This window comes from Paenibacillus arenosi (assembly GCF_014841135.1).
Classification (GTDB): Bacteria; Bacillota; Bacilli; order Paenibacillales; family Paenibacillaceae; genus Paenibacillus_B; species Paenibacillus_B arenosi.
Map to the genome: position 1 here is coordinate 87,279 of NZ_JACYTN010000004.1, position 23,257 is coordinate 110,535.

20 protein-coding genes are annotated in these 23,257 nt (G+C 44.1%); 9 read left to right on the forward strand and 11 right to left on the reverse strand.

Annotated elements, in window-relative coordinates; translation table 11 throughout:
- The 5 genes from IFO66_RS08600 to IFO66_RS08620 all read right to left on the reverse strand — a co-directional run bounded on the left by IFO66_RS08600 (position 1) and on the right by IFO66_RS08620 (position 2,601).
- Positions 1-219, reverse strand: coding sequence for a hypothetical protein (locus tag IFO66_RS08600; RefSeq protein ID WP_192024758.1), 219 nt, complete (start codon positions 217-219; stop codon positions 1-3).
- On the reverse strand, positions 161-445 hold the full coding sequence (locus IFO66_RS08605) for a hypothetical protein (protein ID WP_144986580.1): 285 nt from the start codon (positions 443-445) through the stop codon (positions 161-163). Before IFO66_RS08605 ends, IFO66_RS08600 begins: the two co-directional genes overlap by 59 nt.
- Positions 446-477: 32 nt before the next feature.
- A complete protein-coding gene (locus IFO66_RS08610; RefSeq protein ID WP_192024759.1) occupies positions 478-882 on the reverse strand; it encodes a phage structural protein in 405 nt (134 codons plus the stop codon).
- 147 nt (positions 883-1,029) lie between these two features.
- Positions 1,030-2,028, reverse strand: a complete 999-nt coding sequence (locus IFO66_RS08615; protein WP_192024760.1) for a DUF3383 family protein — start codon at positions 2,026-2,028, stop codon at positions 1,030-1,032.
- A gap of 15 nt (positions 2,029-2,043) precedes the next feature.
- Positions 2,044-2,601 (reverse strand): phage neck terminator protein, encoded by a 558-nt coding sequence (locus IFO66_RS08620; RefSeq protein WP_192024761.1) that lies wholly within the window; start codon positions 2,599-2,601, stop codon positions 2,044-2,046.
- A 759-nt stretch (positions 2,602-3,360) separates the two neighbouring features.
- Between IFO66_RS08620 and IFO66_RS08625 the strand changes: the two genes are divergently transcribed.
- Positions 3,361-3,843, forward strand: coding sequence for an ArpU family transcriptional regulator (locus IFO66_RS08625; protein ID WP_192024762.1), 483 nt, complete (start codon positions 3,361-3,363; stop codon positions 3,841-3,843).
- Here the strand turns inward: IFO66_RS08625 and IFO66_RS24075 are convergent.
- Entirely contained in the window at positions 3,833-3,967 is a 135-nt protein-coding gene (locus tag IFO66_RS24075; protein ID WP_273015224.1) for a hypothetical protein, read from the reverse strand. The two genes, IFO66_RS08625 and IFO66_RS24075, sit on opposite strands and share 11 nt — an antisense overlap.
- Positions 3,968-4,080: 113 nt before the next feature.
- On the opposite strand from IFO66_RS24075, the gene IFO66_RS08630 reads away from it, so the two are divergent.
- From IFO66_RS08630 to IFO66_RS08640, 3 genes are all read left to right on the forward strand, one after another.
- Complete coding sequence (locus tag IFO66_RS08630) at positions 4,081-4,968, forward strand: TetR family transcriptional regulator (RefSeq protein WP_192024763.1); 888 nt, start codon at positions 4,081-4,083, stop codon at positions 4,966-4,968.
- 12 nt (positions 4,969-4,980) lie between these two features.
- Entirely contained in the window at positions 4,981-6,183 is a 1,203-nt protein-coding gene (locus IFO66_RS08635) for an MFS transporter (protein ID WP_192024764.1), read from the forward strand.
- A 627-nt stretch (positions 6,184-6,810) separates the two neighbouring features.
- Positions 6,811-7,923: a cohesin domain-containing protein gene (locus IFO66_RS08640; RefSeq protein ID WP_192024765.1), complete on the forward strand. Its 1,113-nt coding sequence runs from the start codon at positions 6,811-6,813 to the stop codon at positions 7,921-7,923.
- 130 nt (positions 7,924-8,053) lie between these two features.
- On the opposite strand, the gene IFO66_RS08645 is transcribed toward IFO66_RS08640, so the two are convergent.
- Together IFO66_RS08645 and IFO66_RS08650 are read right to left on the reverse strand one after the other, a co-directional pair.
- Positions 8,054-8,746, reverse strand: a complete 693-nt coding sequence (locus IFO66_RS08645; RefSeq protein ID WP_337912742.1) for a LysE family translocator — start codon at positions 8,744-8,746, stop codon at positions 8,054-8,056.
- 110 nt (positions 8,747-8,856) lie between these two features.
- The gene (locus IFO66_RS08650) at positions 8,857-10,404 is read right to left on the reverse strand and encodes an endonuclease MutS2 (RefSeq protein WP_192024767.1); all 1,548 of its coding nucleotides are present in this window, start codon (positions 10,402-10,404) and stop codon (positions 8,857-8,859) included.
- A 558-nt stretch (positions 10,405-10,962) separates the two neighbouring features.
- On the opposite strand from IFO66_RS08650, the gene IFO66_RS08655 reads away from it, so the two are divergent.
- From IFO66_RS08655 to IFO66_RS08665, 3 genes are read left to right on the forward strand one after another with little or no spacing between them, the layout of a single operon-like run.
- Entirely contained in the window at positions 10,963-12,234 is a 1,272-nt protein-coding gene (locus tag IFO66_RS08655; RefSeq protein ID WP_192024768.1) for a YncE family protein, read from the forward strand.
- A gap of 53 nt (positions 12,235-12,287) precedes the next feature.
- Positions 12,288-13,553 carry a beta-propeller fold lactonase family protein gene (locus tag IFO66_RS08660; protein ID WP_192024769.1) on the forward strand — a complete coding sequence of 422 codons (1,266 nt, stop codon included), beginning with the start codon at positions 12,288-12,290 and terminating at the stop codon, positions 13,551-13,553.
- A gap of 29 nt (positions 13,554-13,582) precedes the next feature.
- The gene (locus tag IFO66_RS08665) at positions 13,583-14,851 is read left to right on the forward strand and encodes a beta-propeller fold lactonase family protein (protein WP_192024770.1); all 1,269 of its coding nucleotides are present in this window, start codon (positions 13,583-13,585) and stop codon (positions 14,849-14,851) included.
- Positions 14,852-14,927: 76 nt separating this feature from the next.
- Here IFO66_RS08665 and IFO66_RS08670 read toward each other — a convergent pair whose 3' ends face one another.
- Together IFO66_RS08670 and IFO66_RS08675 are read right to left on the reverse strand one after the other, a co-directional pair.
- Entirely contained in the window at positions 14,928-15,797 is an 870-nt protein-coding gene (locus tag IFO66_RS08670; protein ID WP_192024771.1) for a GRP family sugar transporter, read from the reverse strand.
- A 528-nt stretch (positions 15,798-16,325) separates the two neighbouring features.
- Positions 16,326-17,945 carry an ABC-F family ATP-binding cassette domain-containing protein gene (locus IFO66_RS08675; protein ID WP_192024772.1) on the reverse strand — a complete coding sequence of 540 codons (1,620 nt, stop codon included), beginning with the start codon at positions 17,943-17,945 and terminating at the stop codon, positions 16,326-16,328.
- A 1,156-nt stretch (positions 17,946-19,101) separates the two neighbouring features.
- Between IFO66_RS08675 and rsgA the strand changes: the two genes are divergently transcribed.
- Positions 19,102-20,028, forward strand: coding sequence for a ribosome small subunit-dependent GTPase A (gene rsgA, locus IFO66_RS08680; protein ID WP_225445632.1), 927 nt, complete (start codon positions 19,102-19,104; stop codon positions 20,026-20,028).
- A gap of 372 nt (positions 20,029-20,400) precedes the next feature.
- On the opposite strand, the gene IFO66_RS08685 is transcribed toward rsgA, so the two are convergent.
- Positions 20,401-21,480 carry an MBL fold metallo-hydrolase gene (locus IFO66_RS08685; RefSeq protein WP_192024774.1) on the reverse strand — a complete coding sequence of 360 codons (1,080 nt, stop codon included), beginning with the start codon at positions 21,478-21,480 and terminating at the stop codon, positions 20,401-20,403.
- 339 nt (positions 21,481-21,819) lie between these two features.
- Here IFO66_RS08685 and IFO66_RS08690 point away from each other — a divergent pair, with 339 nt between their 5' ends.
- A complete protein-coding gene (locus tag IFO66_RS08690; protein WP_192024775.1) occupies positions 21,820-22,950 on the forward strand; it encodes a virulence factor in 1,131 nt (376 codons plus the stop codon).
- The last annotated feature ends 307 nt before the right edge of the window (positions 22,951-23,257 follow it).

Consider the following 23,257-nt stretch of genomic DNA (forward strand, 5'->3'; position numbering starts at 1 on the left):
TTATCCCCCTCCTTTCCCCAACATCCATTCGAGCGCGGCAGCAGCTTCGCATAGTTCTTCAATCGTCATGCCGCTCGCCTGCTCATAGGAAATACCGCCCCGACTGCCGATGACGACTTGCCATAGCAGTTGACGGAGCGGATTATCGGAGATGGCTCGTTTATACGTCGGATGCTGCGGATTCCAAGGGTGTTTCGACCAGCCCCAGGAAGCGTGCACATTCCAACCACAGCGGTGTCATCAGATCAACCTTGTCCTCAAGGCCGTCCCAAGACAAACGCGGAGATACAATCACATGGTTCAGGAAAAAGTCCATCGAGGACTCCAGCTTCCAGCCTCCATCAGGCTTCAATGCTGTGTCATAAAGGCGCATCAAGGCGCGAGCGCCCGGATGCTGAAGTACATACTCTTCTTCTTGAACCGTAATTGTCTTTTGTTTACTCATCGTTCCATGCTCCTCTCGTTAGTTAAAATGAATTAAGATACGATATGTGTGTAATCCAATACTTGAATTTCAAATTCGCGGTCTTCCAGCTCAGCCGCAAATGCAGCCGCAGGCAATTTCTTAATTACCGCCTTCGTGCCGCCAATTCGCTCACGCGGTTGGTTATGAGATACTACCCAGATTGTGAATATTTTTTTGTCGCGAGCTAGACGCGTAAGCATACCAATTTGCGGAGAAGTAGACATCAACGTCAACTTCACGGAACCAAGCGGATTATTTTTATGAGCCAAGGCTACCTCACCACGTGCACCAACATGCGCAACAGCCTGCTCTTCGTCTTTTTCACAAGACACGAATGTATTTTCACCAAAACCTGTAATATAAGTACCATTAATAATGACGTTTACCGATTTCGCATCATAAAATCCAATAGACATAGATTTGCACCATCCTTTTTATCCTTTAGTTTGAAATTTTGTAAGTAATAGAGTTGTAGCTTTATGTTGAACATGAAAATGAATATGAATATGACATAGTAAGCAACGATCAAGCGATAAGCCCGAATGGCTCAGCTGCTTCCATCACTAGAAGCGAATTACACCGCTCACGCGTACTTGATGAACTGCTCCTGCCACCTCGAACCAGAACGAACCACCTTTGTATTCACGGCTTGCACGATCCAACGGATCAACTTCATCACGAAGCAAGAACTTCGTTCCGAACAGCCCCTCACCGCTCTCATCTTCTGCAATAATGCCCATATCAAATGCCTCTAGCAGTACGTTAACAACCGTACTCTCAATTTGCGCAATACCGCTGTTCGTATATGGAACTTTGTCCGATTCATTCAACAGCTTCTGAATTTGTTCTTCCATACGAGCACGCACGTAATCACGCGCCATGATGACATCGATGTACTCACCTGACACGGTTTTGCCTTCCGATGTACGTGGCTGGCCTTGTTTGTTCACATAGGTAATTGCACCGCCAAGATGAATATCGAGCAATTCATTGCTTGTCATTTTCAATGGAGCGATTCCTTGGCATTGCTTGAACTTCCACGTCACAGAACCAACGTCAGCGGAACCTACTGCCCCGACTAACGCCGCATCTGGGTAAGCCGCAGCATCTGTATGATAGAATACGACTGTACGTGTGTAGCCCGCTGTCTTCAACGCTTGAAGCTTCGCTTTGTCTGAAATGCGAGTCACGAAGAGACGATAATCTTCCTTTTCTAGTTCCTTCGCTAGCGCTTCTACTGTTGCAGCATCGTTTTCTGTGGACAAGAGGTAATACCAACCGCCATCCAATAGCGTACGCAAGCGAGTAACCGCATCTTCCAACTCATCGCGAGCTGCGATTGCGATTTGCGTCGGTGCATGTTCACCTTGATCGAACAACACTTTTGCCATTGCGTATTCTTTCGTTGTGTCTGCATAGTCAGCTTTTACTGCATCTAAATGCGCGTATTCTTTATAAGCAGCACCGCCAGCTTTTTTACCAAGAATCAATGGTGTTGCAAAGGACAGGCGTCCTGTCGGCTTTTGCAGGTCAATCGTAATTTGAACGTCTTGTAATGTCATGTTTCAGTCACTCCTTCATTTGAATGTAATTTTTTCAATCTTTTCGGAGTTGGCTTGCTGCCAACTGTCTTTCATGCGGAGTCTAACCGTTACAGCTAAACTCGGGATCGGCTCCTTCTTCCATTCGGGGGGCATCATCTTGACGATGGTGGTCGGTACATGCTTCGCTTGCTCTTCCCCCTCTGACCAGAGCCATCTCATCAGCTCTCGGCACCGCTGCATGAGATCCAAACGATCTTGTCCAATGAGCAGCAGCTGCCATTCCATCTCAACAACCTTTTCCACCATCATCTTTGTCCGATCCGTATGCGGCGTCATATCTTCATAAGGCTTCGGTACTTCATAAGCGATACATGGCGTTGGACTGTCCGGCTTCACTTGGGTAACATCCAGCAGAGGTAACTGCAAAGCCCGTGCCATTGGTTCCAGCAACTTCAGAACGATGTCCCGATACACAATCAAGCTCATCCCCTCTTTCGGTTGAAAATTGAACATGTAGATATCGATAACAGAACTAGGCTTGCTACAAGCTTCCATCGCTCTTAGGAGCTTGTTTGTCCCCGTTCGACTCACTATGTCCACGTTACTAGTTTAAAACACCGAACATATGTTTGGTTTATTAATTTTTGAATTGTTTTTTATTCATTTTTGATTGTTTTTTATTGCGATTTTTTACATAGAGGGGAGTTAAAAGTGTGCAGAACAAAATACGGAACTACCTAAAATGAATCCCGCAGATGTCGTCTACACAATACAACTACATTAAAGTCCTACCTTAATAAGCTTCATAAGCATACTAATGGAAATACTATATATTTGTAAGTTATTCAAACCAACTATAGGTTCATATTTCAAAAGTAAGTTTCAACCCAGACGTCTAACAAGGGGAATTCGCGCTAACGGTTGCAGCAGAGCCTATTTGATGAAAATAGATGTATTTCGAATTGTAATGGTTGTCACAGAGCTTATTTGTCAGACCGAACGAGTTTTATCACTATTTTTCTAAAATAAGCTCGCCTACAACCGTTACATTTCAATAATGGGCATTTTTACGTAAATAACATCAATGGCGCTCGTTAGAGGATACCCTATAAGTTGTCCCACACTGTAACGCAGCCTAGTTAATAGAGCAATTAGGCCTGCGGTAAAACGGATGTACCCTCTTCATCAAACTGCATATCGACAAATCCCCTAGCTATCTTCATTAGAAGTACCTTACACAAAAAAACACAAAAATAAGAACACTTGTTCTGTTTTTTGTGTTATAATAGTTATACCTGCCCACGGTGTTCCATAGATCAGAACGGATATTTGAAGGAGGATTTTACGCGGATGATGAAATGGGATATCCCCTCTCTTGAAGCATGGGACAAGCTCGGAACGAAGGACAAGAAGTCAATGATGGAGAACGTATTTAGCAAATATAGAATGTGTAAAGTGATGAAATTTGCTGTACGTGAAACGAAAATCACGGCCCAATACGAAGCGAGAGCCCACGGTGCAACTAATCGGGTTGGCGATCCAACAGCTGCTGTAGCTGTATATAACATTGATAAGACGAATGAATGCTTAGCATTTTGCACATTAATTGAGACGATTGTCGCGGAACTTGAGCCAGATGAGCAGTTACTCATCCGTGAACGATATATGAAAGCTGCAAAGGTAACGGATATGAAAGTGTACAGCTTTATCTATGATCCTCCTATTACTGCCGTAGCTTATGGACAGATTCGCAAGCGCGCCTTTGAGAAGCTCGTATACGCATTTCAATATGTGTTCCCTCCTCAAGGAACTATTCAGCAGCTCATGAATTAACGTTATTCATCAAATGATACGAAGCACTGCGCTCTACGACAACGAGCCGTTCAAGTTCCGATGGATCGAGCAATTTCCGACCCGTTGGAACTTTATTTTTTCCTGCAAAATGTTCCATTTCCACGTGCTGTAGACCCAATGATCTACCATTTGACAAGACGGATTAGATTCTATACAATGAGCATCGACCATAAAGTCATTATAAGAACTAGCGAGTCAGAACTTGGAGGTATTGAGGTGTCAGTCGATGTAATCGCAGATAAGAAGTGCAATATCATCAAGACAGCGATGAAGCTATTTGCTCATAAAGGCTATCGCAATACGACCATGCAAGAAATAGCGGAAACTTGCCAAATAGCCAAGGGAAGTTTGTATTCTCATTTCAAATCCAAGGAAGACTTGCTATACAGCATATTTCAGACATTCTCACAATCTCATATGAATATGCTCTGTAAATCGGACCGGGAGCCTTACAACTCCGAGAAAGAGCGCTTTATTCATCAGTTGGAACTGCATATGAATTACAGTGTGGAGTATCGAGAAATAATTATTTTTCAGTTCAAAGAAAGTTCTGACGTCATAAATGATGATCTCGTTGCTTACCTCAAAGGTTTTCGAGCCGAATTTCTGAGCTGGATAGAGAAACGACTTATTCAAATATACGGTCCTGACTTTGAACCCTATGCTTTTGATACCACGTTTACCCTATGCGGTATGATTCATATTTTCACTAACTACTTATTATTCGAGAAAAGCACGTTAGATATCTCTCACATCAGTCGCTATCTCATTCGACATTTGGACTATATGGCAGAAAAGCTTATGCAAGAGCAGCCCGAACCACTCGGGATTAAATTGCTATTGGAAGAATTCAAAGTTACATGCCCCGTAGAAGAAGCAGTACATCCATTGCATATTACAAAACGAATGGCTGATACGATTGCAGATTCCCAAGCTGATGAAGATCTCAAAGTCGAAGCCAAGCAATCTTTAGCTCTTATTGAAAAGGAACTTACTGAAATTCAACCACGCCGATTCCTTATTAAAGGAATGCTGCACAATTTGAGAAGTATTCCTCAGTTAGATATTCATATATGCCAGCTAAGCTCAAAATTAAAACTATAAGGAGAAACACACGTGAACGCAAAGAAAACAAAAAACGGCCCCTTGTTCATTTTGATGATCAATATGTTCATCGCCATGGTCGGCATGGGTATGATTATTCCACTTATGCCCATGTTTATTACAGAATTCGGAGCTACCGGTAAAGATATGGGCTATCTTATGGCCGCTTTCGGACTTACTCAATTTATTTTCTCCCCACTTGGTGGAGACTGGTCAGATAAATATGGCCGCAAAAAAATGATAGTGATCGGTATGGCATTTTTCACGGTTTCACAAGTTCTATTCGCAGTAACAACGGATTTATGGGTTCTTTACCTATCTCGTCTACTCGGTGGTGCGGGTGTAGGTCTGATGTCCCCACCTATGACGGCATTTATCGCTGACGTAACGACAGAAGATCAGCGCGCAAAAGGTCTTGGATGGTTGGGAGCAGCGATGTCCCTAGGTATTGTTATCGGTCCTGGTATCGGTGGTTACCTTGCTGGCTTTGGAATGCGTGTACCATTCTATACAGCTGCAGCATTAGCTGGCTTGTCAACGCTTATCTCACTCATGATTTTGCCAGAAACATTAACCCAAGAAGCAAAAATTGCTGCATTGGCTACGAAACAGAAGCGGGAAAATATATTTGAACTAATCATTCGATCATTCAAAGCACCTTACTTTGTATTACTATTGCTCGTATTTGTCCTAACATTCGGACTTATGAATTTCGAAACAGTGTTCGGAATGTTTGTTGATATGAAACATGGATTCACACCTCAAGATATATCCGTCGTATTTACATTCGGAGCATTGGCTGGGGTTATTATTCAAGCGGTCGTATTTGGCAAGCTTGTTGCTAAATTTGGAGAACAGCGCATTATCCATGGCTCATTAATGCTGGCAGCAATTTGTATGTTCAGTATGACAGTTATTAGCCAACACGCTGCTATATTCGTAACAACATTATTATTTTTTATCGCTACTTCTCTTATCCGTCCAGCAGCCAATACGCTGCTATCGAAGATGGCAGGTAATGAACAAGGCTATGTAGCGGGATTGAATAACGCATTTATGAGTCTTGGCAATATTAGCGGGCCATTCCTTGCTGGCATTCTGTTCGATGTGAATATGAGCTATCCTTACTGGCTTGGTGGGGTTGTTCTTATTATAGGCTCTCTTATGCTTGCCGGTTGGCAGCGCAGTAGAGCGCAATTTGCTAAGGTAGGCTAATATAGTCATAGTTATGTTCAGCACAAAGAACCCTTATTTTCAATCATGAAAATAGGGGTTCTTTTATTATTAGGATCATGTTTCGACTAATCACTAATATACGAAATCACATCAAATTCCTTTTACTTTTAGCCGTATTAAGCTACACAACTTCAACTTTCTCTAACGAACGCCATTGAGGCTATTCACGCAAAAATAACTGTTATAAAGTTATAACGGTTGTATGATCGCCTAATGTAGTCATATTCGCGAGTGAAAGCGTCTCAGTTGCAAAATAAGCTCACTGACACCCGTTACATTTCAAAATACGCTGCTGTTGGCTATATATCCTCTGTGACAACCGTTACGTTCATATAAGTTACCAGTTACCTACTCTTTACTACACCTACCCTAGCAATTTTATTGGCTCTGAAAATAGATAACATGCTAGTCCTTGACTATTAATTCTGAAATACAATTAATTGAGATTTTCTATGACCCTATTTCGAGATTGGCTGACCCTCTATAAAATATTTACGATTTCCTTCCATAAAATGCTTAAATAGATAATTATGTTTAGCATCTCTTGATTATATTCATTACAATGGCTCTTGTGCGCACAACAACATACATATTATGGAGGTACATATGCGTAAAAAATTTATGCCTAGCTTTATACTAGCACTCGTATTTAGTTTAGTGTTTTCGATCATGCCTGCTTTTGGTGCATCCAAATTAGGGACTGATATGTGGTATCCCGAGCAGGGCTGGAAGCGATATTTCAGCAACTCACATGAACTTTCTTATGGCGGACACAGTTGGAATTACTACGATACTTATTCTATGCATTACAACTACAATGCAGGTTCATCTGTAAAATTTAATGTCGTAGGCACTTCTTTCCGAGTATTGAGTAAGGACGTTTTTAGCTACTTATCTGACAATGTTTCCGTTATCATTGATGGAAAATACTACGGTAAAATGAATTTACAAGTAATCGACGGTGAGGGCCCCTATACTCAACCTGTCCCATCGCGTTTAGCTTACGAAGTAACAGGATTGTCGCAGGGAGAACATTCTGTTGAGCTTATTAACAATAATAATAGTGGTAATCCATATGGTAGTGTTTTAGCGTTTTCGGCTATCGATGTACCTCAACAAAGCTCTTTGAAGCCGTACAATCCTAACATTTCCACGCCGAAACTATCCGTAACGTCTGTTACATATTCGGTTTATCTAAACGAAACGTTTGACGTTCAGCTTCGACTGGACAACGTGAACAATATTTATGCTGAAGATTTCAGCATTAACTATGACAAATCACGCTTCCAATTCGTAAGTGCTACGGCAGACAGCAAGCTAACGATCGTACATCAAGAAAATACAGATACATTACGTTTTATTACAGCAAGCAAAGGCCGCTACAATGGAATTAACGGCAGCAGTGTACTTGTTAACTTGAAGTTTAAAGCTATCGGTGTAGGCGCCGGTACAGTAGATGCTGTTAAAGCTAAAATTGCTGACAATGGAAAAACAGAACTTACACTTGCACCAGAAAACATCGGCGAGCGCACGTTTCAGGTGCTTCCAAGTACGGAATACAGCTTGAAGCATCTTGGCGAGGTTGCTTTCTTCTATAACGAGGATAAAGCCAACTTGTCTAACAATGTGAAGAGCATTTTGGGAGACCGAGGCCCAGTTCAAGACGTCGATTTGACTCATATTGTGAAAATTGTGTTGGCTAACCCACAATATAAGTAATAGCATATCGCCCAACAAAAAAAGCCCGTTCCCAACTCCTTCTCTCTTATCTCGTAATAACAACTACGAGAACACGAGTGATAGGAGATTCGGTAGAACGGGCTTACTAATTAGCTAGCTCAAAGCTCAATTATAAGAAAAACAAGTTGAAGCTTAGCAAGATATAGATCAACATCTCAATAACAGCCAATCGTATTTTCCAACTACCAGATTGGTTCATAAGTCGTCCGCCCAAGCTGCTGGCAAGTACTGAAACAACCGAAAATATTACGAACGCCTGCATCATAAACAACAATCCCAGCTGTAACATCTGGAGTGGTACCATACCATTTTCTTGGCGTACAAACTGCGGGAAGAGGGCTAGGAAAAACAAAGATAACTTCGGATTGAGCATACTCATCACTATCCCTTGACGATACAAGCCTATGCCTGCATTCGCATTGTCCGATAATGCATTCACATTACCCACAGGGTGCGCTTCCGCTGCTGATGATATTTCTGCAGTTGCAGCAAACTCGCCTTCCGCTTTCATTTTACGAATACCCATCCATACTTTCCATGCTAAATATAACAAATATATCGCACCTAGGAGCTTAATGATGAAAAATGCCGCTGGTGAAGACAGAATAAGCGCAGATACACCTGCCGCAGCCAATGCAACATGAACGATTAGTCCTGTACATAAACCAAGTGCAACGGTAATGCCGCTGCGCCAAGAACGGCTCATACTCTGTGCCGTAACAAATAAAATATCTGGACCAGGCATTAACGTTAGTGCAATGGCAACGGCTAAAAAAGATACTATTTGATTCAGTTCAACCACGTATAGGCTCCTCCTATAAACATCCAATATATCAATAAAGACATATAATTGTGTATCTAGACAAGGGCCAATATAACACCATTGCACCAACATGTAAAGGCTTTTAAGCGTTAACGCGTTTTATAACGATTGTGGATAAGCTGCTCAGAGCGTTCTATTAGATGCTCTTCAATACCTAATCGTTTGGCTATCGCGAGCGCGTAACTACTGCCCGCTTCACCAATAGTCAATTTATATAAAGGGTGCAGCGTTTCTGCATCAAATTCCATCCTTGCGTTTTCAAATCCTTCTGTCTGTGAAGCAAATGTCTTCAACTCATTGAAATGCGTCGTAACAAGCGATACGGCTCCTCGACGATGTAGTTCTTCCATAATCGCTATCGACAGCGCAATTCCTTCTCCTGGATCGGTTCCAGCAGCCATTTCATCGATTAACACAAGGGTAGATTCATCGGCTACTCGCAAAATATCAATGATGCCATTCATATGGGCGGAAAACGTACTTAATGATTGCTCCATACTTTGATCATCGCCTACGACGATCATGACATGAGAGAACAGTGCACATCTGCTGCTTGGATGAGCCGGAATAAGGAGTCCAGACTGTACCATTAGTGTCAATAGTCCCAACGTTCTCAACGTAACAGTCTTACCGCCTGTATTCGGCCCTGTAACGATCAGGGAACGATAGGTGCTGCCAGCAGCAATATTTAACGCCACCATCTTCTCATAAATGAGCGGGTGCTTCGCCTCACGTAAATCTATAATCCCTTGCTCATTAATTTGCACCCGGTTGCCATCAAATGTTCTTGCATACTTGCCCTTTGCGAAAATAAAGTCACATTTACCGATCATCTCTGCATTCTTTTTTAACTGCTCCTCTACCTCATCAACTAGGCCTGTCAAATAACTGAGTACTTTTCCTTCCTCGCATGCTTCATCTGCGTACAGCATGTTCAGCTCGGACTGCAAAGCCGCTACTTCCTTCGGCTCGATAAAGATGGTTTGACCACTGCCAGACTCATCGTGCACAACACCCGCCATATGATTGCGATGAGATCGCTTAATCGGGATTACATAGCGCCCATTCCGCATGCTGACGATGCCTGCTTGCATAATGGAGCGGTTGCGTGCAACCAAGCTATCCAGCTTCGTTTGAATTTTTTGTTTCGTAACCGCTATTTTTCTGCGTACTCTCTCCAGCTCCTTACTCGCAGCGTCTACTACATGTCCATGATGAATACAGCGTTCGATCTCTTTTTTCAAGTTACCCGTATCTTTCATCGAGGTGACATAAGCATGAATGCGAGGTGCGGTAGCCGCTTTGCTAGACATATAGCTTCTTAGCTGCTCACAGCTGTGCAAAAAAGTACCGAGACAACTAAAGTCCTGTGCCGAAAACATATACCCTGTCCCAACGAGATCCAATATGCTCTCCATTCCGTCCATCGTAGCCAATGGAATACTCAATCTTGTTTCCAATAGTGTTTTTGCTTCTGCACTCTCATCCAGTGCTTGTTCCACTTCAAGCAGCTTCGTAGATGGGGATAGTTGTTCAACATACCGTCTACCGATGTAGGACAAGGTATGTTCCATTACATTTTCCTTCACTTTATCATAGCCTAAACGTGTGTAAGATCGTTCCTGAATAGAAGTCATTTGTAACATCCTCCTCTTAAATTTGGCATAAAAAAGAGGCAAAGAATGAACGTCGTCATTCTTTGCCCCGCGTAAAAGATAAAGAACGTACACGTACTTACATACGCGCACTTCCCCCTTCTTTTATAACAGTTAGCTGCTAATAGGCATCAAAAAAACCGTGCTGAACCAGCACGGTTGCATCCCTAATAACAGCACGAAGGTGCAAATTAGATGTCCGTAATCGTTCTTAACAAATCAGATGATTGAATAGAGGTACAGCAAATAAACTTCAAATTCATGCTCCACAAAAAATAGGATACGGCTAAACATGAAAATGAACGCTAGAGCCACTCTTGACCCTTTTCAATCAACTATACAATTTGATTAGTTAAGAACTTGAACCAACATCAACATTTCCCCTTCTCATTCATATACGTTACAAACGTATCATAACAGGAAATTATTTTCAACAATTCCATGTAAAAGTTGCCCATATAAACGAAGTATAGGTACCTGCACGTCCGAATCATTTTCGTTTGCATATGCTAGCAATAACAAAAATAAGCAGGTGAGCGCATGCCTATTTACGATTCAGGACCGATCGATAATAGCCAAACAGGAAGAGCAGCCTTTGCGGAAGTAAGTGCCGCTAATGCTGGCCGTCTTCCGACAAATGTAAGCATTCAATTGTACGAATTGCCTCCACTCGCATTCGGCACACAAACGAATAATCCTATGTTTACGAGCTTGTTCTACCTCCAACCGAGAGGGAATCCCGACGATACTTTATCAAGCGGACTTGTAGCCTTAGGAAGTGCCTTCGGCGTTCGAGTTGCAAGCAGCGGGACCGGCGAAGATGACATCGCAGTACATGTTACGCTGTACGATGCGGACAATCGTATTATCCGTACCATAAACGTGCCAGCTACTGCTCCCACCCCTTTGCTCGTGTATGAGGTCAACAACGGCTCGGATCATATCGGAGTCATTGAAGCCGATACCGAACAAGTTGTTCAATTCATTCCTGCTACGTCTTCTGATCCTACCGGCGTTGCCTTAACGCCAGACGGCACTAAATGCTACGTAACTGTCCAAGGCACCGATTCTGTCAATATATATGATACGGCTACTAATACGCTTATTACTTCCATACTAGTTGGGCTTAATCCAGTTGGTGTATTTGTCCGACCAGACAGTCTGCAAGCCTACGTCACCAATATTGGTGGTGACTCCGTAACGGTCATTGATGTAGCAACAAATACCGTTGTTGGCGCACCCATTCTCACGGGCTCGCAACCTTTCGCTGTCGCTTTCGCTCTTTCCTTATCTAAAGCATACGTCACGAATTCGAACGGCTCTAGTGTCACCGTTATAGATACCAATACGTTAGCAGTAATCGATACAATCCTTTTACCTGCCAATCCAGTTGGGATTGCCACAACACCGGATAATACGAAAGCCTACGTATGCGTACAATTGGATACCCTTGGCGTTATCGATACTTCTACAGATACGTTACTCCCCTCCGTTGCGCTTCCTGTTGGATCTGGCGTATCTCATGTCGCCATCACTCCTGATGGATCACGAGCTTATGTAACAGGCAGTGTTGCAGGGCAGCTATTTATGGTCAACACCAAAACGGATACGGAAGTTCCCTCAGAATCAGTCATTATTGGAATGGGTGCGAGAAGTATAGCTATTACCCCTGACGGCAACAAAGCCTTTGTTACGGCTACGCTCGAAGATTATGTTGCAGTTGTTGATCTGCGTACAAACACACGTCAACAGCTCATCGCAGCAGGTGTACTCCCTACATCAATAGCGTTGACGCCTAATCTGCTGTACTGAGCACTTGTTTCACCGATCTCCCTAGTCCTATAACAAAATGAAAGGATGAGCGTATGCCTATTTACGATTCAGGGCCAATCGATAATAGTCAAACAGGAAGAGCTGCGTTCGCAGAAGTCAGTGCGGCTAATGCTGGCCGCCTTCCTACCAACGTGAGCATTCAGCTATACGAACTGCCTCCGCTCGCCTTTGGCACACAGACGAACAACCCTCTGTTTACAAGTTTGTTCTACCTCCAACCACGAGGCAACCCGAATGATACGGTATCCTCCGGACTTGTTGCCTTGGGCAGTGCCTTTGGTGTTCGCGTCCTTAGCAGTGGAACAGGTGAAGATGATGTCGCGGTTCATGTAACGTTCTACGATGCAGACAGCCGTATTATACGCAACATAAACGTTCCAGCTACAGCACCTACCCCTTTGCTCGCCTATGTTGCCACGAGTAGACCTAGTGTTTCGATTATAGACATCTCCACCGATCAAGTAGTGACAACGATACCAACGGTTCCAGACATAGCTACTGGTTCAACCTCTACACCAGATGGCACCCACTTCTACGTGTCTGTTGCGGGATCAAATGTTGTAAATGTATATGACACGACCACCAATACGGTCATTGATTCGATTTTGGCAGCTGGAACTCCTACCGGTGTGTTCATGAGACCCGACGGTCTCCACATGTATATTACTTATAGCGTTACGAATAACGTCGACGTAATAGATGTTGCTACAAACACTCTGATAGGCGCCCCACCAACAGGAGCTGCTCCGTTGGCAGTAGCGTTTGCTTTAAGTGCAGGCAAAGCTTATGTCACGAACTCTAGCAATGCGAGCATTACCGTTATTGACACAAATACGCTCGCTGTCATTACAACGATCTTGCTCACCGATAACCCATTTGGTATAGCCGCTACGCCAGATGGAAGTCGAGTATACGCTTGTCTGCAATCAGACGATGTCGTCGTTATTAGCACGTTGACGGATGCCGTTATCACAACGATCAGTTTATCGCCGAGCGTAGGCGTATTTGATATCGCAATAACCCCTGATGGTACAAAAGCGTATGTGACGACAACCGTAACAGGAGACATTAGGGTCATAAACACCGTTACAAATAACACCATTCCGAACGCAACTATCGTGCTGGGTGATGGCCCTCGTTCGATTGCTATTACACCAGATGGTACAAGGGCATACATTACGACTACCGTTACAAGCACCGTTAAAACTATCGATTTGAAAACGAATGCCATTATAGGTGTCATTCCTGTCGATGACGGACCAAATGATATCGCCATCTCACCAAATTTATTATTCTAATTTCTGCTCATCATAAGGAAGGTGGAATAATGCCAATATATGATTCAGGACCGCTCAACAATAACCAGACGGGGCGCGCCGCATTCGCAGAAGTCAGTGCCGCGAACACAGGTCTATTTACAACAAATGTAAGTATGCAGCTGTATGAACTACCTCCACTCGTGTTCGGCACGCAGAATAACAATCTATTTTTTACAAACTTATATCAACTCCAGCCTAGAGGAAACCCAAATAACACTTTATCTTCTGGGCTCGTTGAGTTAGGCAGTGCCTTTGGGGTAAGGGTCATTAGCAGCGGACCTGGTGAAGATGATATCGCTGTGCATGTCACGCTATATGATGCAGATAACAACATCATTCGTACACTTAGCGTCCCTACTATCGCTCCTACTCCCTTGTTTGCTTACGTTTCCACTAGTTCAACTAGGGTCACGGTTATTGATACCTCTACGAATCAAGTAGTAGAATCCTTAACGACTGATCCAGCTATAGCTTCTGTCTCTACCTCAACACCAGATGGAACACGTCTGTATGTAGCTGTTCAAGGTTCAAATGTGATCGATGTATTTGATACGACGACCAGCGCGTTGATCATATCGATCCCAACCGGAGGCCTCCCACAAAGTGTAGTAATGAGACCTGATGGTCTCCAAGTCTATGCAACGAATGCGATGACAAACAATGTGGTCGTGATTGATGTCGATACGAATATGACGATAGGCGCTCCTATACCTACTGGACTCAACCCATTTGCAGTAGCTTTTTCCTTACCTGTCAGCAAGGCTTACGTGACTGACTTCAGCGGTCCCAGCATTACCGTCATCAATACCAATACGCTGTCTGTCATCACGACAATACCGCTTGTCGCTAGTCCATTCAACATCGCTGCCACGCCAGATGGCAGCAAAGTATTCGTCTGCCTGAATACCAATAATGTCGTCGTCATTGACACAGCTACTGACTCTATCATTACTACAATAAATTTGTCCCCTAGTACGGGGGTATTTGATATTGCGATTACACCAGATGGTACGAAGGCGTATGTATCTGCATCTACAACAAACGAAATTCGAGTCATTAACACAATCACAAATGCGCTTATGAACAATGCAACGATCCCCCTTGGCAACGGCCCACGCTCGATTGCCATCACACCAGATGGTACAAAAGCCTATATCACTACGTTTTCAGAAAATATCGTGCACGTTTTCGATCTGAAGACAAATACATTCCTAGCCACAATTGTCGTAGACGCCATGCCAAATGACGTTTCTATTGCTCCTAATCTGTTATTTTAATAGTAGAAAGCAAAAAAAGAGGTTCCCCTTTGTCCGGTAAGACGAAAGAGAACCTCTCTGTTCTATATTGATGTTGCTATTCCTTTGTAAATCCGATCATTACGCCGCCTACTACGATAAGCAAACAGCCAATAATAACGAATACCATTTGACGCTTGGACTTCCTCTCATTTAGTAGGAAGATACCACCCAGCGTAGAAATAATCGTACCCGTTTGTGACAAGGAGAAGCTTGTTGCTACGCCGATAAGCGGGATCGATAGAAGCAAGGCAAGGTTACCAGCTCCCCACCAAGCACCTGTCAGGATGTTGCGGAATGTGTATTTGTTAAATGGCTTATGTTTCAACGTTAATAACAGTCCACCGAGCACCATACCGATTGCTTGCGGCAGAATAGCTGCCCAGCCGTCCACTTCAAACCAGCGAAGTATAATAACATATCCAACAAAACCGACTGTGGAGATAACCAGATGCACAATTCCTTTTTTCATCTGACTGCCGCCACTAATCTGCGTTCCTTGTGCATTCGCTTGCTTGTCTTCCACAACGGTAAATACAACTCCGATAATAAGAAGGACAATCGCAATAATTCCTAGTATGACGGAAGTTGTCGTAGACCATTCACCGAACACGATAACTCCGAACAATGTCGTTACGACCAATTGCATACCTGTCGAGATAGGGACAGTACGAGATACCCCTAAATATTGAACCGCAGAGAACTGATTGTACTGACCAAGTGCCCAGCATACACCAGAAATAATACCAGCAATCCATATCGTTGTAGATAATTCAGGCTGCTTAAATAGATAAATTCCAATCGCAAACAATAGAGCACCAAATGTCATACCGACGAGTTGATGATGTGCTTTACCTCCAAGTTTGGAGCTGACAAGCAATAACGTTCCCCAGAATAACGCGGGGACAAGAGCCAATAAAATATCCATATCTTATATTCCCTTCTATCGCTAACACGAACTGATCATTATTTATTTGTATAAAGCAAAAAAAGAAAGCAAACATCATTTCTCAGCTATAAATAAAGCAAATACACAAAATAACAGCCACATCATCCTTAAGGATAGTGTAAACATCGCCCAGCATTTATAATCATCCGACACAGTTGATCCTGCCGAAAATCATGAAACAAAACATGAGCATCGAGTTAACATATTGAGAAGGGCTGCCTTATTGTTTATGTAGCGGACTTTATGCAGCAACATGTTAATCGTCGGTGCCAATTCTTTGAGTTACCGGTAACTCATTTGAAATGAAGCAACAAAAAAAAGACGCCCCTGCTTCGACTTGCCTTGAAGCGGAGCGTCTTCCCTAAGAAATTAATCTGCTACACTTGCTTGAGTCACTGCACTGCATGTATTGCCGCTTACTGCTGCAATACCATTACCGTTACCGTTAAGCTATATATTAGTTAGCTTCGAGATACAGAGTAGAAATTTATGAACTGCTACGTACTTCTATTCTGCGTACAACTTCTTGCGAAGTTCTTTGATCTCATCGCTCTCAAGGTATTCGTCATAAGACATTACACGGTCGATAACACCGTTCGGCGTAATCTCAATGATACGGTTCGCGATCGTTTGCATGAACTGATGGTCATGAGACGTGAACAACATCGTACCATCAAAGTCGATAAGTCCATTGTTGAGCGCTGTAATGGATTCCAAATCCAAGTGGTTCGTTGGCTCATCCAACAGAAGCACGTTTGCACCTGTCATCATCATTTTGGACAACATACAACGAACTTTCTCTCCCCCGGACAATACGCTTGCTTTCTTCAACGCTTCTTCGCCTGAGAATAGCATGCGTCCTAGGAATCCACGCAAGAATGTTTCGTCTTGGTCTTTGGAATACTGACGAAGCCAGTCTACCAAGGAATCGTTGACGCCATCGAAGTATACCGAGTTGTCTTTAGGGAAATAAGCTTGCGATGTTGTAATTCCCCAGCTGAATGTACCAGCATCAGGTTCTACTTCACCCATCAAAATTTGCATCAATGTTGTTTTGATTAGACCATTTGGTCCAACAAGTGCGATCTTGTCGCCTTTATTAACAATAAGGTGCAAGTTCTCGAACAGCTTCTCGCCCTCAACTGTCTTGGACAAGCCTTCGATCGTCAATAGCTGTTTACCAGCTTCACGGTCAGACTTGAAGTTGATGAACGGATATTTACGGTTCGAAGGACGAATGTCGTCAAGTGTAATCTTGTCGAGCATTTTCTTACGAGAAGTTGCTTGCTTGGACTTGGATGCATTCGCGCTAAAGCGCTGGATGAACGCCTGCAATTCCTTAATCTTCTCTTCCTTCTTCTTGTTCTGGTCACGCATCATCGTTTGTGCCAATTGGCTGGACTCGTACCAGAAGTCATAGTTACCCGAATAAAGTTGGATCTTACCGAAGTCAATATCAGCAATATGCGTACATACTTTGTTCAAGAAGTGACGGTCATGAGATACCACAACAACGGTTCCTTCATAATCCATCAAGAAGCTCTCCAACCACTTAATGGATTCTAGATCCAAGTGGTTCGTCGGCTCATCGAGAAGCAAGATGTTCGGACGTCCGAACAAAGCTTGCGCCAAGAGAACGCGAACTTTCTCGCTGCCATCGATTTCGGACATAAGCTTGTCGTGCCAATCTCTATGAATGCCTAGACCGATCAACATCTCTGCTGCATCAGACTCAGCTTCCCAACCGTTAAGCTCTGCGAATTCGCCTTCCAACTCACCCGCACGCATACCGTCTTCTTCAGTAAAGTCTGTCTTTGCATACAAAGCGTCTTTCTCTTTCATGATCGAGTAGAGGCGCTCGTGTCCCATCATGACTGTATCAAGTACTTTGAACTCGTCATATGCATAATGGTCCTGTTTCAATACAGATAAGCGGTCGCTTGACGCAATGTGTACATCGCCGCTGTTTGGCTCGATTTCACCAGATAATATTTTTAAAAAGGTCGATTTTCCAGCACCGTTAGCACCGATAAGCCCGTAGCAGTTGCCCGGCGTGAACTTAATATTCACATCTTCGAACAATGCGCGCTTGCCGTAACGAAGCGTAACGCCTGTCGTATTAATCATCGTTAAACCGTCCCCTATTCTTAATAGTCTTAAGCGAACATTATAACACATTTCATTGAAAAAAGCATGAAACCAAATAGAAACAAAATGAATGCCAAATATTGATTATTATTGTTAGCATTTTGGAGAAAAAATAAATGCAAGGGAGCTTATCATGATGCAAGTCAATCATTATCAAATAGCTAATTCAGCGTGGAACTACGTCAGATGGGCGAGTAGTTTCACTTTTAAGTACAAATTTAGGATGGTATGGACAAAAGTGCAGTTATATGATGCAGAAAACGTCATTTACCCATAAATGAAGACAAATATGCAGTTATTTTTATCGATTAGGCGCTATCAACGGGAAAAGTCGCTAAAATAAATGCACTTTTGTCCAAAAGACCTCAAATACGGACATTTCCAGTTAAAATAACTGCATTTTTGTCAGTTCGGTCCATCAACTCGATCAGAACGATTCATATATTCAAATAGTACGATGCCCCACTTAAGTAGCTCTACTGTAAACCTATTTGGGAATACACATCTTTCCATGTTATTTTACAGAAGCTATAATAAAGTATCTAACAAGAAAGTGAGTGATGTTATATGAGAAGCGTTTTTAATATGAGGGAGATTCCGTTGGCCCCTTAGCACTTCGTGCAACCGAATGTATGATCATGATGCTTGCCTGACTATGAAAGACAGGGATCGTCGTCATACCAAACCCAATTGTTTGAATACGTGCTGCACGTAAAGGAAAAGCAACATTACCGCTAAGGTGTATCCAAGCGGGATTCTCCCATTTACTTGTGTCGTTCTGTCACTTATGTCTAATCCAACACACAAAGGGAGAATCACATTGAGCCAATTTAATTTTAATGCGAATGAATCACATGAACAGACAACAAATCGTACAGACGAGAATAACCATACGAATATTTTAAAATTTGAAGATATAGGAGCAGTGAATTACACGCTAGCGGCGCTTGGCTGGGACGAGTCCTGGGACGCAGCATGGCGTGCTTGGGAGGAGTCCGTGCCCGAAGCGGTGCATCGCCGCTACGGGCACGCATGGGTACCGGCGCGCGTGGCGCTATCGCACAAGCGCCGGTACCGCGTGTTCGGCGCCGGCGGCGAATGGCTCGCCGAGCCGTCAGGCCAAGCGCGGGCGAGCATGCTGACGCCCGCGGATTGGCCGGCTGTGGGCGACTGGGTTGCTGTCGTCCCACGGCCGGCCGATGGCCGCGCAGTGCTCGCAGGCGTGCTGCCGCGGCGCACGCGCTTCGCGCGCAAAGTCGCGGGATCGCGGTCCGACGCACTGGTCGTCGCGGCTAATGCCGATACGGCATTGCTCGTCACATCGATGACGAGCGACTTCGAGCCGCGGAGGCTGGAGCGCTATGCCGCGCTTGCATACGACAGTGGGGCTATGCCAGCTGTCGTGCTCACCAAAGCAGACACAGTCGCTGACGCTGCGGAAGAATCCGCGTTCGTCGCGCAGGCGATGCAGGCAGTGCCAGGTGCCGAAGTGTTCACCGTGTCGGCACAGAACGGCATAGGCATGGATCGCCTGCTTGCCTATATCGCCCCCGGCTCCACCGTCGTACTCGTCGGTTCTTCCGGAGTGGGCAAATCCACACTCGCGAACGCCCTAACAGGCTCCACGAGGATGGCAACGCAAGCTGTACGTGAAGACGACAATCGAGGCCGCCATACGACGACACATCGCGAACTAATGGCACTTCCTAACGGGTCGTGGCTCATTGATACGCCTGGTATGCGCGAGGTTGGACTCACCACAGGAACCGATGAGGATTCAGGTCTTGGCATTACGCAAACGTTTCAAGATGTTGAATCGTTCGCTGAACATTGCCGCTATCGCGACTGCTGTCATGAACAGGAGCCCGGCTGTGCAGTAAACACTGCTATCGAAACAGGTGAATTGGAGCCAAGTCGCTTGCAGGCTTATCGCAAGCTCCAACGTGAACTGGCTTATGCAGAGCGCCGCGAAAACTCACAGGCTAGACGGGTTATGAATGAAGGGGCTAAAAAGCTCTCTAAACATGTGAAAGCTGCGCAGCGCCATAAAACGAAGCGGTAATTCAAATATTGCTATTGCTAAGAACCCGTTAGTGTTCTTATGTAATTCGTAGCTCACTATGTAAGTGATGCTATAACAATTGTACACAATCACTAGCTTCAAACACTAACAAATAGGGCTATCCTAAGCAACTGGATCGATCAAGCTGCTGTAGGATAGCCCTATTATTTAAAGTTCAGTATACAACTAGAAGCTTTTAGATTGTACTCAACACTTAACTTTCAGTACGTTGCCCACAGGTCCGTCCATGTTGCTCTCAGCATACAGTTTATGGCCTGCTAACCCTTCAAGCCCAACTTCTAACTTGTTGCTTTTATATACTGCCAATACTTCGGCAAAATGGTTCATTACCCGATTCCACAGGCAACTGTATTACGCTTCACTATCCGATTCCGATATTATAGGCAGCTGCGTTCCCTCCCACAGATCACCTAACATAAGTAAGCGTACACGTTCAGGCTCGATACCTAGACGCTCTCGCTCTGCCATTAAGCGGTCGATCGCTTCTTTTGGCGTATCATCCGCCAATTTGAAAGCGCCGTAATGCATCGGTATCATCAGCTTAGCACGTACATCTAGAAATGCTTGCACCGCTTCTTCTGGATTAACATGCTGCGCATTCATAAACCATTCTGGCTCATAAGCGCCAATCGGTATCAAGGCTACATCAATATCGAACCGCTCTCCAATTTCTTTGAACCCGCGGAAGTATCCACTGTCCCCAGCAAAGTAGAGCGTGCTTACATCATCTACATGCTTCACAGCATCTGTTTTATAGTTATTTCGCTTCTCCTCTGTTTCCTGGGATCCTTCTAGATTTGCGAGCGGTTCGTTCTCATTCACATGCCCCCCGCGTTCCAGCACATATCCACCCCAGTGCGAGCGATTCATATCGGTCAAAGAGCGCCTAGTCCAGTGTTGAGCAGGCACGAATGTTATGGAAACTTGATCAACTTGGATCGATTCCCACCACTTCAGCTCCACAATGTTACGGAATCCTTTACGGGCCAATTTCCCTTTTAGTCCAGCAGGAACAATAATAATCGTTTGCTCTGTAACGACCTGACGAAGAGACGCAACATGCAAATGGTCATAATGGGAATGAGAAATCAGTACAACATCCAGTTTCGGCATGTCCTGTATCGGAATACCTGGAGGGCTTAGCCTTTTCTCTAATGCCATTTTCATCGCCCATACCGGATCAGTAACGATATTCAGTCCACCGATTTGCAATAAAAAAGTAGAATGACCAATCCAAGTAATCGTCGTATTCGACCGATTGTCGTTCAATGCAGCCAAATTAGGCTCCACATGAGGAATGACGTAGGAATAGTCCTTCTTGCGGAGACGCAAACGTCGCTCCGAACGCCAACGCTTGAACTGCTTCCACGTCTTCTCGGTCATAACGTTATCCATATTGTGATACTTCCGAGTTGTTCTAGAGCGTAACATGCCTTCACCTCTCCGTTCTTTATGTTAACCATATTTTCCTTACACGCACTAACGTTCTATATTTTCATCTAAAAATGAGTAAACTCATTATAAAATAACGAACCGATTAATCAATCAAATTTATACGAGTACAAACAGCTCGCGAATTCGATACACAATAGGCATTATCACTGACACTCATCGTTGTACTATCGTATCATGTGAGGAACGTCATTTCCAACGACATCCCAATATGCTTGTTAAGTACGTTATACCCCTACTTCGTTTACTTGATTCATTGTAGCCTCACGCTCATTCATGTACAATAAATGTACTCGCATCAAGTAAGGAGGATCATAGATGAAACTCATTCGTATCGAACCTACACCAAGTCCAAATAGTATGAAGCTTGACTTGGACGAGCGACTGGAAGAAGGCGTTAGACGTACGTATACGCCCGAGCACAAACAAAATGCGCCTCGTTTGATTCAACAATTATTAGAAATTGACGGCGTAAAGAGCCTGTTCCATACTGCTGACTTTATTGCGCTCGATCGCAAGCCAAGTCACGATTGGGCTGTCATCTTACGTCAAGTTCAAGATATATTTGGCTGGTCTCATGAACAAGGTTCTGCATCTGAAGAAGAGCCTGGAAACTATAGCTTCGGAGAGGCACATGTATATGTGCAATATTTCCGTGGAATCCCGATGCAAATTCGTGTCCAAGCAGGCGGGCAAGAAGAGCGTATTGGCCTTAGCGAACGGTTTGTGAAGGCTGTGCAAGAAGTTGCCAGTGCGACCTTGATCAAAGAGCGCAAGCTTAGCGAATATGGCACTCGCTACGGTGATCTTCCGACGATTGCACGTGAAGTTGAGCAAGAACTCGAGGCAACATACACGGATGAGAGACTTCAGTCTGTCATCAAGCAAGCAATCGAGTCGAAGCAATCCAACGAACCATTCGTTGAGGAGCGCATCGCTTGGGATCAAGCTGCAATCGAAGCTGGACTTCAAGATAGCGATTGGCGCAAACGCTATGCTGCATTGGAACAGTTGGAGCCAGAGGAAGCTAATTTGCCGCTGTTGGAGAAGCTGATCGAAGATGAGCACAGCCAAGTTCGCCGCCAAGTTGTCGTATATCTTGGGGAGATTAAGACAGACGAGGTTATGCCACTGTTGATCCACGCTTTAAAGGATGCTTCTGTGAGTGTAAGACGAACAGCCGGAGATACACTATCTGATATCGGTGATATTCAAGCGATGGAACCGATGATTATCGCGTTGAAAGATAAGAACAAGCTTGTACGTTGGCGTGCTGCCCGTTACCTGTATGATCTCGGGGATGAGCGTGCTGTACAAGCGTTAACGGACGCTCAGGAAGATGCTGAGTTCGAGGTTGCCTTGCAATCACGGATGGCGTTGGAACGAATCCAATCTGGCGAAGAAGCAGCGGGTACCGTTTGGCAGCAAATGACGCGCGCTCGCGATTAATCTGACTTTTCAAGTTTCTACGTAAGTAGAAAACGTAAATAACATACCCAATCATGAAAGAACGAAGCTGACGACGATACTCAACCGACGTCAGCTTTTTTTCAATGCCAACTATCTTTTCAGTCGTTACAACCTAATAAAAATGAGGTGAAAAAATGCCTAGATTCAATGTTTGGCTTGTATTTATATGTGGATTTTCAGGACTTATTCTAGGTATATATCAACTCATTCGTGCCATTAACAACGATGGCTCCGTCACACTGACCATCATAAACATCATTCTGTCGAGCACCCATATCATTTCCAT